Raw genomic sequence first — 13,960 nt, 5'->3', positions numbered from 1 at the left:
CATGTCGTGGCACTTACCGCCGAGGTCAAGGAGGAGCTGGCGTCAGTCCAGACGGGCAAGACGACTCTCCGAGCGGCGGAACTGGCTACCATCCTCCGGTTCTCCGGGGGCCTCCACATGATCTCCGGACGCATCGCGATCGAATCCGAGCTCGACACGGAGCGTCTCGCCACGCGCGTTCGGCGTGACATCGCCGAGCTCTACGGCGTTCGTGCCGATGCACAGCTCGTGAGCGCCTCAGCACCCCGGCGCACGAGCCACTACCTCGTCCGAGTGATCGAGGGGGGAGAGACCCTCGCCAGGCAAACCGGTCTCCTCGACGCGCGCAGGCGCCCGATCCGAGGACTTCCCAACCGTCTGACGACGGGCAACACCGAGGAGATGGCCGCGCTCTGGCGTGGTGCGTTCCTCGCCGCGGGCGCCCTGACGGATCCCGGCCGCAGTTCGGCTCTCGAGGTCACGTGCCCCGGCAACGAGTCCGCCATGGCGCTCGTGGGTGCTGCCGGCCGTCTCGGTGTCGCCGCCAAGGCACGCGAAGTGCGCGGTGTGTACAAGGTCGTGATCCGCGACGGGGATGCCATCGCATCCATGCTCGAGCTGATGGGCGCCCGCAAGAGTGTGGCCGCGTGGAGTGAGCTCCGCCAGCGCCGCGAGGTTCGCGCCACCGCCAACCGTCTCGTCAACTTCGACGACGCGAACCTGCGTCGCTCGGCACAAGCTGCCGTTGCGGCCTGCGCCCGCGTGGAGCGTGCGCTCGAGATCCTCGGCAAGGACGTGCCAGAGCATCTGAGGTACGCGGGGGAGTTGCGTCTGCGCTTCCGCGATTCGAGCCTCGACGAGCTCGGGCACCACGCGGACCCTCCCATGACGAAGGATGCCGTCGCTGGTCGCATCCGTCGCCTTCTGGCTATGGCCGACAAGCGTGCGGCCGACGAGGGCATCCCCGGAACGGACGCCAACCTGCCCCCGGATTACGAGGACGAGTAACACCGACGTCACCCCCGCGAGTGCCGCTCACAGGGGTGACTAGACTGGAAAACACACCCCGTCGCAGTCTTTTTCGCGGGACTCGGGGGATCACTGCTAGGAGATCACGATGGCTGAATACACCCTTCCGGAACTTCCCTACGACTACTCGGCGCTTGCCCCGAGCATCAGCGCGGAGATCATGGAGCTGCACCACAGCAAGCATCACCAGGCGTATGTCACCGGTGCGAACGCAGCCCTCGCCGGCCTCGCAGCCGCGCGTGACGCTGGCGATCTCGCCAACGTGAACAAGCTCGAGAAGGACCTGGCCTTCAACCTCGGCGGCCACGTCAACCACTCGATCTTCTGGACCAACATGTCGCCCGACGGTGGCGACAAGCCCACGGGTGACCTCGAGAGCGCGATCGACGACACGTTCGGCTCGTTCGACAAGTTCACGGCCCACTTCACCGCAGCGGCCATGGGCGTTCAGGGCTCCGGCTGGGCAGCGCTCATGTGGGACTCGATCGGCAAGAACCTCATCATCAACCAGTTCTTCGACCAGCAGGCCAACTTCGCCGCCGGCACCGTGCCCCTCCTCCTGCTCGACGTCTGGGAGCACGCGTACTACCTCGACTACAAGAACGTCCGCGCCGACTACGTCAAGGCTTTCTGGAACATCGCCAACTGGGAGAACGTCCAGAACCGCTTCACCGTTGCGCGCGAAAAGACCGACGGCCTGCTGGTACTGTCATAGCGGCATCGTGGCCGGGGCTGGTGCCCCTGCCTCTTCAATCCACATCCCCCACCACAGCCATTCCAGCGTCATGGGACGCGTGAGCATCAATCGGAGCCATAGTGACCGTCAAGATCGGTATCAACGGATTCGGCCGCATCGGCCGCAACTTCTTCCGCGCCGCACTCGCCAAGGGTGCCGACGTGGAGATCGTCGCGGTCAATGACCTGACCGACAACAAGACGCTTGCGCACCTGCTCAAGTACGACACGATCACCGGCCGTCTCGACGCCACCGTCGAGTTCGACGGTGAGCAGATCGTCGTCAACGGCAAGGCCATCCGCGTCTTCGAGGAGCGCGACCCCGCCAACCTCCCCTGGGGCGAGCTGGGTGTCGACATCGTCATCGAGTCGACCGGCCGCTTCACCAAGTCCGAGGATGCCGCGAAGCACATCACCGCGGGAGCCAAGAAGGTCATCGTCTCCGCCCCGGCCACCGGTTCGGATGTCGCGACCCTGGTGCTCGGCGTGAACGAGGACACCTACGACCCCGCGATCCACAACATCATCTCGAACGCGTCGTGCACCACGAACTGCCTGGCGCCGCTCGCGAAGGTGTTCATGGAGAACTTCGGCATCGAGCGTGGTCTCATGACGACGGTCCACGCCTACACCGCCGACCAGAACCTGCAGGACGGCCCCCACAGCGACCTGCGCCGTGCCCGTGCCGCCGCCGCGAACATCATCCCCACGTCGACCGGTGCGGCCAAGGCCCTTGGCCTTGTCATCCCGGAGCTCGTGGGCAAGCTCGACGGCTACGCGCTGCGCGTCCCGGTCATCACCGGATCGATCACCGACCTGACCGTCACGGCATCGCGCCCGGTCACCGTCGAGGAGATCAACGCCGCGTACAAGGCTGCAGCCGAGGGCCCGCTCAAGGGAATCCTCAAGTACACCGAGGACGAGATCGTCTCCAGTGACATCGTGGGGGACCCGCACTCGTCGATCTTCGACGCGGGCCTCACCAAGGTCATCGGCGACCAGGTCAAGGTTGCCTCGTGGTACGACAACGAGTGGGGCTACTCGAACCGCCTGGTCGACATCACCGAGTTCGTCGGCGCGCGTCTCTAGGCCCCGCCTGGAGACCCGGACCACCACGACTCAGTCACCATGCCGATTCGCACGCTCGAGTCCCTCGGGGAGCTCGGGGGCAAGCGCGTCATCGTTCGCTGCGATCTGAACGTCCCCCTGAAGGACGGCCAGATCACGGATGACGGACGCATTCGCGCCTCGATCCCCACGCTCACCAAGCTCATCGACGCGGGTGCCCGCGTTGTGATCGTCTCGCACCTCGGTCGCCCTGACGGCGCCCCGGATCCTCGCTACAGCCTGGAACCGGTCGCCGTCAGGCTTGCGGAGCTCCTCGACCGCCCGGTCGCGTTCGCCACCGACACCGTCGGTGACTCGGCGACCGCGGTGGTCGGAGGGCTGGGCGATGGCGACGTCGCACTCCTGGAGAACCTGCGGTTCAACCCGGAGGAGACCTCGAAGGATGCCGCGGTCCGAGCATCCTTCGCCGGCCAGCTCGCCTCCTTCGCCGACGCGTTCGTCTCGGACGGTTTCGGTGTCGTGCATCGCAAGCAGGCGAGCGTCTTCGAGCTGGCCGACGCGCTTCCGAGTGCTGCCGGCCTTCTCATTGAGCAGGAACTCGGCGTTTTGGAACGGCTCACGGTGACTCCGGAACGTCCCTATACGGTCGTCCTCGGTGGGTCCAAGGTCTCGGACAAGCTCAGCGTCATCGACGCTCTGCTTCCCAAGGTCGACACGCTGCTCATTGGCGGCGGCATGCTGTTCACCTTCCTCGTGGCACAGGGGCACAAGGTCGCCTCCAGCCTGCTCGAGGAGGACCAGGTCGAGGTCGTGCGCGAGTACCTCTCGCGCGCGAAGGAACTCGGCGTGGAGATCGTCCTGCCGACGGACATCGTCGTGGCGTCCGCCTTCAGTGCGGATGCCGAGTACGAGGTGGCCCCCAGCGACGCAATCGAGCTGACCCCCTTCGGCGACAAGGGTCTGGGTCTCGATATCGGACCCGAGACGTCTGCACGCTTCGCTGAGGTGATCGCTGGCTCGAAAACGGTCTTCTGGAACGGTCCGATGGGCGTCTTCGAACTCGCTCCGTTCGCAGCGGGCACCAAGGCAGTTGCAGCGGCCCTCGCATCCTTCGACGGATTCGGGGTGGTCGGCGGGGGAGACTCGGCCGCAGCCGTTCGGGCCCTGGGCTTTGACGACGACCAGTTCGGTCACATTTCTACCGGCGGCGGCGCGAGCCTCGAGTTCCTCGAGGGCAAGCGACTTCCTGGACTGGAGGTCCTCGGATGGCAGCAGTAAGCAGGGTCCCGCTCATCGCGGGCAACTGGAAGATGAACTTCGACCACGAGCAGGCGATAGCCTTCGTGCAGAAGCTCGCATGGACCCTCAAGGACGCCGGTCACGACTTCGACGCCAAGGGTTCAGAGGTTGCGGTCTTCCCACCCTTCACTGATCTTCGACCCGTTCAGAACCTCATCTGGTCGGACAAGCTCGAGGTGGTCTACGGCGGACAGGACCTGTCCGAGCACGATTCCGGCGCGTACACCGGAGAGATCTCCGGTGCGTTCCTCGCGGCCCTGAAGTGCCGCTATGTGCTCGTTGGTCACTCCGAGCGCCGCACGATGCATGGCGAAACTGACGAGCAGCTCGCACGCAAGGTGGCGGCCGCGCTTCGCCATGGACTCGTCCCCGTGCTGTGCGTCGGCGAGACCGCGGAGGACCTGGAGGAGCACGGTCCGAGCGCCGTCCCCGTCGCCCAGCTCCGTGCGGCGCTGGCCGACGTCTCCGGAACGCCCGACATCGTGATCGCTTACGAGCCGGTCTGGGCGATCGGATCGGGATTGGCGGCCACGCCCGAGCAGGCGGAGCAGGTCGCTTCTGCACTTCGATCGACTCTTGCTGAGCTCCTCGGCGACGAGGTGGCCCAGGCCACGCGCATCCTCTATGGCGGATCGGTGAAGGCGAGCAACATCGCGTCGCTCATGCGCGAACCGAACATCGACGGTGCCCTGGTCGGCGGTGCAAGCCTCGACGTCAACGAGTTCGCGAGCATCGCGCGCTTCCAGAAGCATGTCGGAACCTGACACACAGCGCTCCCGCTATACTTACTGAGGCTTTCGAAAGGTTCTTCACGTGGAAATTCTCCAGGTCGTGCTTCAGGTTCTCCTGGGCATCACGTCTCTTCTCCTGACCCTCCTGATCCTTCTTCACCGCGGACGTGGTGGAGGACTGTCGGACATGTTCGGTGGAGGTGTCACGTCGAACCTCGGCGCATCCGGCGTTGCCGAGCGCAACCTCAATCGAATCACCGTTCTTCTGGCTGTTGTCTGGATCATCTGCATCGTGATTCTCGGACTCATCACCAGATTCAACGGCTGATTTCCCACAGGCTGAGCGAGGAGCATCATGGCATCTGGCGGTAGTGCAATTCGAGGGTCCCGCGTCGGGGCCGGTCCCATGGGCGAACAGGATCGCGGCTTCCACGCCGACCGCATCGCCGTGTCCTATTGGGACGAGATGGGCAACGAGACTGTTCGCTACTTCGCGGCAAATCTGCCCGACGAGGAGATCCCTGAGGTCATCGACTCTCCGTCGACGGGTCTGCCCGCCGGTCGCGACAAGAACAACCCGCCGTCGGTGGCCAAGCTCGAGCCGTACAAGACGCATCTCGCATACGTGAAGGAACGCCGCACCGAAGAGGAAGCATCGCAGCTCCTCGAGGAGGCGCTCGTCCAGCTCCGTACTCGCCGAGGCACCGCAGGCAACTAGCGCAACCGCAAGGCTGCGCGCAGTCAGTTCTGCTGGATGTCGTCCGCGCCCGTCCAGAACTGGCCGGGATCGATGAGGTTCTCGGGAACTTCTGCGGCGGCATCCCCGTCGACGAAGAACAACGTGCTGCGACGCCCTTCGAGGCCGGAAGCGGGGACCTCATCGATACTCGCGTCCGCGAGAGTAAGTCCCAGTGCTGATGCCTTGTCGGCCCCGGCAACGACAGCCCACACGCGCGCCGACGAGTTGATGGTCGGCAGCGTCAGGCTGAGCCGCTCCGGAGGAGGCTTGGGGGAGTTGCGTACCGAGATCACGGTTGCCTCGGTTTCGCGGATCCCGTCCATGCCGGGGAACAGCGAAGCGATGTGTCCGTCCGGCCCCATCCCCAGGAATGTGATGTCGAAGTGGGGGAAGCGCGCGGATCGGGGAGCGTTCGCCTGGAGCTCGGTCGAATAGGCTTCCGCCGCGGCATCCAGGTCAAGTCCTGCGTCAGAGCGGGCGAAGGGATGGACCCGCTCAGGGTCGAGCCCGACATGGTCCAGGAGGGCATCGCGAGCCTGCGTCTCGTTGCGTTCGGGATCACCCTCAGGCAGCCACCGCTCGTCGCCCCACCAGACGTTCACGCGGGACCAGTCGACGGAGTCACGCGCAGGCGACGAGTTGATCGCCGCCAGAACAGCGATGCCCATCGTTCCGCCTGTGAGGACGACACTCGCCTCGCCGAACTCCTCGATCAGATCCTTGACCTTGCGGAGGAATCGCGCCGCGACTGCTGCCGCGAGAATCTCCTTGCTCTCGTGGACGAGCACGCGACGTTCAGGACTCATGCTGAGACCTTAGCCGCTCCATGGGACGTGCTCAGTTCAGGAACGCCGCGCTGGATCACTTCGCCGTACAGGTCGTCGGGATCGAGACGTCGCAACTCCTCAGCGAGGCAGTCACGCATGCTGCGGCGGGGAAGTGAGATGTCGTGGGTCGGCTGGGACGGCTGCTCGAGCTGGGCGATCGCCGGCTCGATGCGTTCGAGCTTGATCACGCCGTTCTTGCGCGTGAGTTCGACTGCCTCGATGCCGGCGCCCTGGCTGCCGGCGGACACGGTGAGATCCACACGTACCTTCAGCGCGTGCTGCAGCCACGCGGCGAGTAGCGCGGTGGAGGGCGAATCCGACGCTCCCCGCACCCGGACCGCGGTCACCGGCACAAATGGGGGCTGGTCGAGCACCGCGGCGAGCTGTGCCCGCCAGAGCGTGAGTCGAGTCCACGCGAAGTCCGTGTCGCCCGGGGCGTAGCTGCTCGCGAGCCGAGAGAGCTCGGCGAGCGGATCGCTGCTGGATGCGGCATCCGTGATCCTGCGCTGGGCGATACGGCCCAGAGCCGACTGGGACACGTTCTCCGGTGCGACACCTGGCCACCATGCCACGACGGGGGCGTCCGGGAGGAGCAGACCCGTCACGAGGCTCTCCTCATCGGTCGAGGCGTCCCCGTAGGCACGCACGACGATGACCTCGCTCGCTCCGGCGTCACCACCGACGCGGATCTGCGCGTCAACGCGCGCTCCGCTGGTCTCCTCAGGATCCGAGGAGACCACGATCACCCGCATGGGGTGCTCACGAGAGGCGTCGTTCGCGGCCTCGATGGCCTCCTCCTCCTCACCGAGCCTCGTCGAGATGATGAGTGTCAGGACTCGACCGAGGGCGACAGCACCGCCCTCCTCGCGGATCTTGACGAGCGTCTTCGAGATCTGGCTCGTCGTGGTGTTGGGCAGATCGACGATCATGGACGCCTCCAGGTACGGCCGTCGCGGGCCATGAGAGCATCGGCGGATGCCGGCCCCCACGTTCCCGGACGATACTGCTCGGGCTGGCCCTGCTTGGCCCAGTACTCCTCGATCGGGTCGAGGATCTTCCAACTGAGCTCGACCTCCTCGTGCCTCGGGAAGAGGGGAGGGTCGCCGAGGAGCACATCGAGAATGAGTCGTTCGTAGGCCTCGGGGCTTGCCTCGGTGAAGGCGTGGCCGTAGCCGAAGTCCATCGTCACGTCGCGCACCTGCATCCCGGCGCCCGGCACCTTCGAGCCGAAGCGGATGGTCACGCCCTCGTCGGGCTGAACCCTGATGACGAGTGCGTTCTGGCCGAGCGCCGACGTCTGGCTCTCCGCAAAGAGGTACTGCGGGGCGCGCTTGAACACGACCGCAATCTCGGTCACCCGGCGGCCGAGCCGCTTGCCCGTGCGCAGGTAGAACGGCACGCCCGCCCACCGACGAGTGTCGATGTCGAGGCGAATGGCCGCGTAGGTCTCCGTGGTCGAGAGCGGGTTCATCCCGTCCTCGTCGAGGAAGCCGATGACCTTCTCGCCCCCGGCCCAACCACCCGAGTACTGGCCCCGGGCGGTGTGCTTTCCGAGGTCCTTCGGGAGGCGAACGGCCGAGAGAACCTTCTCCTTCTCGGCGCGGAGATCCGCGGCATCGAATGACACGGGCTCCTCCATCGCCGTCAGGGCCAGGAGCTGCAGGAGGTGGTTCTGGATCACGTCGCGCGCTGCACCGATGCCGTCGTAGTAGCCGGCACGTCCACCGACGCCCACATCCTCGGCCATCGTGATCTGGATGTGGTCGACGTAGTTGGCGTTCCAGATGGGTTCGTACAGCTGGTTGGCGAAGCGCAGAGCCAGGATGTTCTGCACCGTCTCCTTACCGAGGTAGTGGTCGATACGGAACACACTGTCGGGCGGGAACACGGACTCTACGACGTCGTTCAACTCACGCGCGGTCTTCAGGTCGCTTCCGAACGGCTTCTCGATGACGACTCGTCGCCACTGGCCCTCCTTGGGCTCGGCGAGCCCTGAGTTACGGAGCTGCTCGGTCACCTGCGGGAACGACTTCGGCGGGATCGAGAGGTAGAACGCGTGGTTGCCCATCGTTCCGCGGTCCCGGTCGAGTTCCTCGATCGTCGCCTTCAGGCGCGCGAACGCGGCATCGTCGTCGAACTCGCCCTGGACAAAACGGATGCCCGTCGCAAGCTGCTTCCAGACGTCCTCGTCGAACGGGGTCCTCGCATACTGCTTGACGGCGTCGTGGACGACCTCAGCGAAGTCCTGGTCCTCCCAGTCGCGCCGGGCGAAGCCGACGAGCGCGAAGCCGGGAGGAAGAAGACCACGGTTGGCGAGGTCGTAGACCGCCGGCATCAGCTTCTTGCGCGACAGGTCACCTGTCACACCGAAGATGATGAGGCCGCTCGGACCAGCGATCCGATTGAGTCGGCGATCGCTCGGAAGGCGCAGGGGATTGAATCCTGCGGTGATGGGCGCGGGTGTCATGGTGCTCGAATTCGCTATGCGACGGTGTCGACTACTACCGGGATGGCCCCAGCGGGGTTGGTGAGCGTGAGGCTCAGAACCGGGCGGCCGTGGTCCGCGAGCACGCTCGCATCGCCTGCTGCCTGGGCCCTGATCAGCTCACCGAAGGTGAAGGGACGGTCGGGAATCTGCAGGTCCTCGTCCTCGACTGTGGTCAGCTGGAGGAAAACGCCTACAGCCGGTCCGCCCTTGTGGAACTGACCGGTCGAATGCAGGAATCGCGGGCCCCAACCGAACGTGACGGGCCGCTTCGACCGCGCCGCGAGCGAGTCGCGGAGCTCGACGAGCTGAGGGTAGGCGAGACGGTTGACGTACGCCTGGATCGAGATGTAGCCGTCCCCGGGGACCAGCGAGATCAGCTTCTCGACGGCATCCGCGAGACTCGTGGCTCCCTCGACGACATCAGCGGTTCCACGAACCTCGATGTCCCCGTCGACGAACGCGGGGGACGGGGCCTGCGACGGATTGTCGATGAGCGCGCGAGTGGCGATCTTCGCCGACTCCACATCGGGCTGGTCGAACGGGTTGATGCCGAGGAGGCGGCCTGCGACGGCCGTCGCGTACTCCCAGGTGAGGAGCTGCGCACCGAGGGTGCCGGTGATCTCGATCTCACCATCAGCGACCTCACGAGTGTCCTCCCAGTCTCCGACGAGTCGAATGATCTGCACGTCGGGGAGGTTCTCGCTGAGCTCGGGGGAGTTGACGTCGAGCACGACGGGCAGGATGCCGGTACCGAGCTTGCCCGTCGACTCGGCGATGAGCTGCTCGGCCCAGTCGCCGAAGCCCAGGATGTGGGTTCCGTCCGGCACAATGCCGAGCTTGTTCTTGAGGGGCTTGGTGCCGGCGATAGCGGCGCCGAGCACGAGACCGGGGTTGGTCGTGGTGTCGACGGCCAGATCCAGCATCATGGCCTCAGCCTCATCGAGGAGCTCCGAGATGTCTGCTCCTGCGAGGCCCGAGGGGACCAGACCGAAGGCGGTCAGAGCCGAGTAACGGCCACCCACGGTGGGGTCGGCGTTGAACACGCGATATCCGGCCTCGCGAGCCGAGACATCCAGCGGAGAACCCGGGTCGGTCACGATCACGATGCGCTCGAGCGGGTCGATGCCCGCCTCGCGGAAGTAGGACTCGTAGACGCGCTTCTGGCTGTCGGTCTCGACAGTCGAGCCCGACTTCGACGAGATGACGACGGCCGTGGTGGCGAGTCGATCGCCCAGTGCCGAGAGCACCTGCCCGGGGTCGGTGGAGTCCAGAACGGTCAGCTCCACACCGTAGGTGCGAGTGATGACCTCTGGCGCGAGCGAGGATCCTCCCATTCCGCCGAGAACGATGTGGTTCACACCGGACTCGCGGAGCTTGTCACGCAGGGCGAGGATATCGTCGACCATGGGGCGCGATACGGAGACCGCCTCGACCCAGCCGAGTCGCTTGGCCGATTCCTCCTCGGCGTCGGGCCCCCAGAGGGTGGCGTCGCCGCCCGTGATCCGGCTCGCGACGAGATCGCTCACGAGCTGGGGCACAACCCGGTCCACGGCCTCAGCGGCCGCGCCCGAGAGAGCGATCTTCACGCTCACTTGGCCGCCTCGAGTGCTGCAGTGACGGTGTCGAGAAGTTCGTTCCAGGACACGATGAACTTCTCGACGCCCTCCTTCTCGAGGAGCGCGGTGACCTCGTCGTACGAGATACCGAGACCGGCAAGCGCGTCGAGAACGGCCTGTGCCGCGTCGTAGGAACCCGTGACCTCGTCACCCGTGATGACGCCGTGGTCGAAGGTCGCCTCGAGCGTCTTCTCGGGCATCGTGTTGACGGTCTCGGCAACCGCGAGCTGCGTCACGTAGAGAGTGTCGGGCAGGCTCGGGTCCTTGACGCCGGTCGATGCCCACAGCGGACGCTGCTTGTTCGCACCCGCGGCGATGAGTGCCTGGGCGCGCTCGGTGGCGAACGCCTCCTGGTACACGCGGTAGGCGAGCTGCGCGTTCGCGACGCCGGCCTTGCTCTTGAGCGCGATGGCCTCGTCGGTACCGATGGCGTCGAGACGCTTGTCGATCTCGGTGTCGACGCGCGACACGAAGAACGAGGCGACCGAGTGGATCGTCGAGAGGTCGATGCCCGCGGCCTTAGCCTGCTCGAGACCGGCGAGGTAGGCGTCGATCACGGCCTGGTGACGCTCGAGGCTGAAGATCAGGGTCACGTTGACGCTGATGCCAGCACCGATCGTCGCGGTGATGGCCTCCAGGCCCTCCACCGTCGCCGGGATCTTGATCATCGCGTTCGGTCGGTCAACCTTGGCCCAGAGCTGCTGCGCCTGCTCGATGGTGCCGGCAGCGTCGTGTGCAAGACCCGGCTCGACCTCGATCGAGACGCGGCCGTCGAAGCCGCTCGTGGTGTCGTAGATGCCGCGGAAGATGTCACTGGCGGCGGCCACGTCATCGGTCGTGATCTCGAAGACGGCATCGGTGACGGAAGTACCGGCCTTGGCCAGCTCGGCGACCTGCGCGTCGTAGGTCGTGCCCTTGGCCAGCGCGCTGGCGAAGATCGTCGGGTTCGTGGTGACCCCGACGACGTTGCGCTCGGCGATCAGCTTCTGGAGACCGCCCGACTGGATCCGGTCACGAGAGAGGTCGTCGAGCCAAATGCTGACGCCGAGGGCGGACAGTGCTGCGGTGGGGGATTCGGTGCTCATCTGTGTTCTGTGTTCTTTCTTGTTGTCGCTAGCTGCGGACAGCGGCCAGCGTCTCCTTGGCTGCGGCCACGGCTGCTTCCGTGGTGATTCCGAACTCGGTGAACAGGGTCTTGTAGTCGGCGGATGCACCGAAGTGCTCGATCGACACGCTGCGCCCTGCATCCCCGACGTACTTGGACCAGCCGAGCGAGAGACCCGCCTCGACGGACACGCGAGCCTTGACGGCTGCGGGGAGGACGGACTCGCGGTACGCGGCATCCTGCTCCTCGAACCACTCGAGGCACGGAGCGGATACGACGCGGGCGTTGATGCCCTCCTTCTGGAGCTCGGCGCGAGCGGCCACAGCCAGCTGCACCTCCGAGCCCGTTGCGATGAAGATCACGTCGGGAGTTCCGCCGGGGGCCTCTGCCAGGACGTAGGCGCCCTTCGGCACGAAGCTCGCCGAGGCAAACACGTCGCCCTCTGCCGCGCCATCTCCGCGCTCGAAAACCGGGATGTTCTGGCGCGTGAGGGCGATTCCCGCAGGGCCGTTGCGGCGCTCGAGGATCGTCTTCCAGGCCCAACCGGTCTCGTTGGCGTCGCCGGGGCGAACCACATCGAGGCCGGGGATGGCACGGAGCGTCGCAAGCTGCTCGATCGGCTGGTGGGTCGGGCCGTCCTCGCCGAGCGCGACCGAGTCGTGCGTCCAGACGAAGATCGAGGGGACCTTCATGAGCGCGGCGAGACGAACTGCTGGCCGCATGTAGTCGCTGAAGATCAGGAACGTGCCGCCGAACGCACGGGTGTTTCCGTGCAGCACGATGCCGTTGATGATCGCGCCCATGGCGTGCTCACGGATGCCGAAGTGGAGGACGCGGCCGTAGGGGTTGCCCGTCCACTCGTGGGTCGAGTGCTCGGCCGGGATGAAGGATGCGCCACCCTCGATCGTCGTGAGGTTCGACTCTGCGAGGTCCGCTGAACCTCCCCAGAGCTCCGGGATGATGGCGCCGAGGGCACCGATTACCTTGCCGGACGCGGCACGAGTGGAGACATCCTTGCCGCCGTCGAAGACGGGGAGTGCTGCCTCGACGCCCTCAGGCAGCTCGCCGCGCATGATGCGGTCGAACATCTCCTTGCGCTCGGGGTTCGCACTCGCCCAGGCGTCGAACGACTTGTCCCACTCGGCGTGGGCGGCCTTGCCGCGCTCGACCGCCTCGCGGGTGTGGGTGATGACCTCGTCGCTGACCTCGAAGGTCTTCTCGGGGTCGAATCCGAGAACCTCCTTGACGGCTGCCAGTTCCTCCGCGCCGAGGGCGGAACCGTGGATCTTGCCCGAGTTCTGCTTCTTCGGGCTCGGCCAGCCGATGATCGTCTTGAGGATGATGAGCGACGGCTTGTCGGTGACACCCTTGGCCGCCTCGATGGCGTCGTTGAGCGCCTGGAGGTCCTCGACGTACTCGCCGGTCTTCTTCCAGTCGACGGTCTGCACGTGCCAGTGGTACGACTCGTAGCGGGCCTTGACGTCCTCGGTGAAGGCGATGTTCGTGTCGTCCTCGATCGAGATCTGGTTGGAGTCGTAGATCGCGATCAGGTTGCCGAGCTGCTGGTGACCGGCGAGCGACGATGCCTCGGACGAGACACCCTCCTGCAGGTCGCCGTCGCCCGCGAGCACGTAGATGAAGTGGTCGAAGGGGCTCGTGCCCTGATCGGCATCCGGGTCGAACAGGCCACGCTCGAAACGGGCTGCGTAGGCGAAGCCGACTGCCGACGAGATTCCCTGGCCGAGCGGGCCGGTCGTGATCTCGACACCGTCGGTGTGTCCGTACTCCGGGTGTCCGGGGGTCTTGGAGCCCCAGGTGCGGAGGGCCTTGATGTCGTCGAGCTCGAGGCCGTAACCGCCAAGGTAGAGCTGCACGTACTGCGTGAGCGAGCTGTGCCCGATCGAGAGGATGAACCGGTCGCGACCGATCCAGTGGGTGTCGGAGGGATCCTGCCGCATCACCTTCTGGAAGAGCAGGTACGCCGCTGGCGCCATGCTCATCGCGGTTCCGGGATGCCCGTTCCCCACTTTCTCAACGGCGTCGGCGGCGAGAATCCTCGCGGTGTCGACTGCCCTGTTATCGATGGGGTCCCATTGGAGAGCGGCCACGGTGACTGATAACCCTTCTGCAAGCGGCGCCGCCTGAAAGGCTGGTGCACGGCGAACGAACGCCTGCCACAGACGACCTCGGCTGTGTCGCCGCAGCCTCGAACCACTCAGGGAGAGGGGGACGGGCCGCATTTGTTGGCTGGCAGGCTATTCCCAGTATAGAGAGTCCGCGCCCGGTGTTACCGCCCGTGTTGCCCGCGACACGGAACCCCGCTCCGACGGTCGCCTATCATCGA

General features: G+C 65.9%; 13 protein-coding genes. 7 read left to right on the top strand and 6 right to left on the bottom strand.

Annotation, left to right across the window (positions count from 1 at the left end; genetic code table 11):
• Positions 1-6 precede the first annotated feature (6 nt).
• The 7 genes from whiA to HDC94_RS09395 all read left to right on the top strand — a co-directional run bounded on the left by whiA (position 7) and on the right by HDC94_RS09395 (position 5,559).
• Positions 7-987: a DNA-binding protein WhiA gene (whiA, locus tag HDC94_RS09425; RefSeq protein ID WP_179496958.1), complete on the top strand. Its 981-nt coding sequence runs from the start codon at positions 7-9 to the stop codon at positions 985-987.
• Between the two features lie 109 nt (positions 988-1,096).
• Positions 1,097-1,723, top strand: coding sequence for a superoxide dismutase (locus HDC94_RS09420; RefSeq protein WP_179496956.1), 627 nt, complete (start codon positions 1,097-1,099; stop codon positions 1,721-1,723).
• Between the two features lie 101 nt (positions 1,724-1,824).
• Positions 1,825-2,832: a type I glyceraldehyde-3-phosphate dehydrogenase gene (gap, locus tag HDC94_RS09415; RefSeq protein ID WP_179496954.1), complete on the top strand. Its 1,008-nt coding sequence runs from the start codon at positions 1,825-1,827 to the stop codon at positions 2,830-2,832.
• Between the two features lie 39 nt (positions 2,833-2,871).
• The gene (gene pgk / locus HDC94_RS09410) at positions 2,872-4,089 is read left to right on the top strand and encodes a phosphoglycerate kinase (protein ID WP_179496952.1); all 1,218 of its coding nucleotides are present in this window, start codon (positions 2,872-2,874) and stop codon (positions 4,087-4,089) included.
• A complete protein-coding gene (gene tpiA, locus HDC94_RS09405; protein WP_179496950.1) occupies positions 4,077-4,874 on the top strand; it encodes a triose-phosphate isomerase in 798 nt (265 codons plus the stop codon). Before pgk ends, tpiA begins: the two co-directional genes overlap by 13 nt.
• A gap of 49 nt (positions 4,875-4,923) precedes the next feature.
• Positions 4,924-5,169, top strand: a complete 246-nt coding sequence (gene secG / locus HDC94_RS09400; protein WP_179496948.1) for a preprotein translocase subunit SecG — start codon at positions 4,924-4,926, stop codon at positions 5,167-5,169.
• A 27-nt stretch (positions 5,170-5,196) separates the two neighbouring features.
• Positions 5,197-5,559 carry an RNA polymerase-binding protein RbpA gene (locus HDC94_RS09395; protein WP_179496946.1) on the top strand — a complete coding sequence of 121 codons (363 nt, stop codon included), beginning with the start codon at positions 5,197-5,199 and terminating at the stop codon, positions 5,557-5,559.
• 23 nt (positions 5,560-5,582) lie between these two features.
• Here HDC94_RS09395 and pgl read toward each other — a convergent pair whose 3' ends face one another.
• The 6 genes from pgl to tkt are packed head-to-tail and all read right to left on the bottom strand — an operon-like array spanning position 5,583 to position 13,724.
• A complete protein-coding gene (gene pgl, locus HDC94_RS09390) occupies positions 5,583-6,386 on the bottom strand; it encodes a 6-phosphogluconolactonase (protein WP_179496944.1) in 804 nt (267 codons plus the stop codon).
• Complete coding sequence (locus tag HDC94_RS09385; RefSeq protein ID WP_179496942.1) at positions 6,383-7,336, bottom strand: glucose-6-phosphate dehydrogenase assembly protein OpcA; 954 nt, start codon at positions 7,334-7,336, stop codon at positions 6,383-6,385. Before HDC94_RS09385 ends, pgl begins: the two co-directional genes overlap by 4 nt.
• A complete protein-coding gene (gene zwf / locus HDC94_RS09380; RefSeq protein ID WP_179496940.1) occupies positions 7,333-8,874 on the bottom strand; it encodes a glucose-6-phosphate dehydrogenase in 1,542 nt (513 codons plus the stop codon). The genes HDC94_RS09385 and zwf overlap by 4 nt, the downstream gene beginning before the upstream one ends.
• A 14-nt stretch (positions 8,875-8,888) precedes the next feature.
• Positions 8,889-10,487 (bottom strand): glucose-6-phosphate isomerase, encoded by a 1,599-nt coding sequence (locus tag HDC94_RS09375; protein ID WP_179496938.1) that lies wholly within the window; start codon positions 10,485-10,487, stop codon positions 8,889-8,891.
• Positions 10,484-11,596 (bottom strand): transaldolase, encoded by a 1,113-nt coding sequence (gene tal / locus HDC94_RS09370; RefSeq protein WP_179496936.1) that lies wholly within the window; start codon positions 11,594-11,596, stop codon positions 10,484-10,486. The genes HDC94_RS09375 and tal overlap by 4 nt, the downstream gene beginning before the upstream one ends.
• Positions 11,597-11,624: 28 nt before the next feature.
• Entirely contained in the window at positions 11,625-13,724 is a 2,100-nt protein-coding gene (tkt, locus tag HDC94_RS09365; protein WP_179496934.1) for a transketolase, read from the bottom strand.
• Between the last annotated feature and the right edge of the window lie 236 nt (positions 13,725-13,960).

Origin of the sequence: Leifsonia sp. AK011, assembly GCF_013410945.1 — a bacterium.
GTDB lineage: Bacteria > Actinomycetota > Actinomycetes > Actinomycetales > Microbacteriaceae > Rhodoglobus.
The sequence above is the reverse complement of the archived record's forward strand: the minus strand, read 5'-3'. Positions and strand labels throughout refer to the sequence as shown.

Coding starts and splice junctions, on each gene's coding strand:
- zwf (WP_179496940.1), bottom strand. CDS start 8,874: ATGACACCCGCGCCCATCACCGCAGGATTCAATCCCCTGCGCCTTCCG.
- HDC94_RS09420 (WP_179496956.1), top strand. CDS start 1,097: ATGGCTGAATACACCCTTCCGGAACTTCCCTACGACTACTCGGCGCTT.
- HDC94_RS09395 (WP_179496946.1), top strand. CDS start 5,197: ATGGCATCTGGCGGTAGTGCAATTCGAGGGTCCCGCGTCGGGGCCGGT.
- tpiA (WP_179496950.1), top strand. CDS start 4,077: ATGGCAGCAGTAAGCAGGGTCCCGCTCATCGCGGGCAACTGGAAGATG.
- HDC94_RS09385 (WP_179496942.1), bottom strand. CDS start 7,336: ATGATCGTCGATCTGCCCAACACCACGACGAGCCAGATCTCGAAGACG.
- tal (WP_179496936.1), bottom strand. CDS start 11,596: ATGAGCACCGAATCCCCCACCGCAGCACTGTCCGCCCTCGGCGTCAGC.
- pgl (WP_179496944.1), bottom strand. CDS start 6,386: ATGAGTCCTGAACGTCGCGTGCTCGTCCACGAGAGCAAGGAGATTCTC.
- pgk (WP_179496952.1), top strand. CDS start 2,872: ATGCCGATTCGCACGCTCGAGTCCCTCGGGGAGCTCGGGGGCAAGCGC.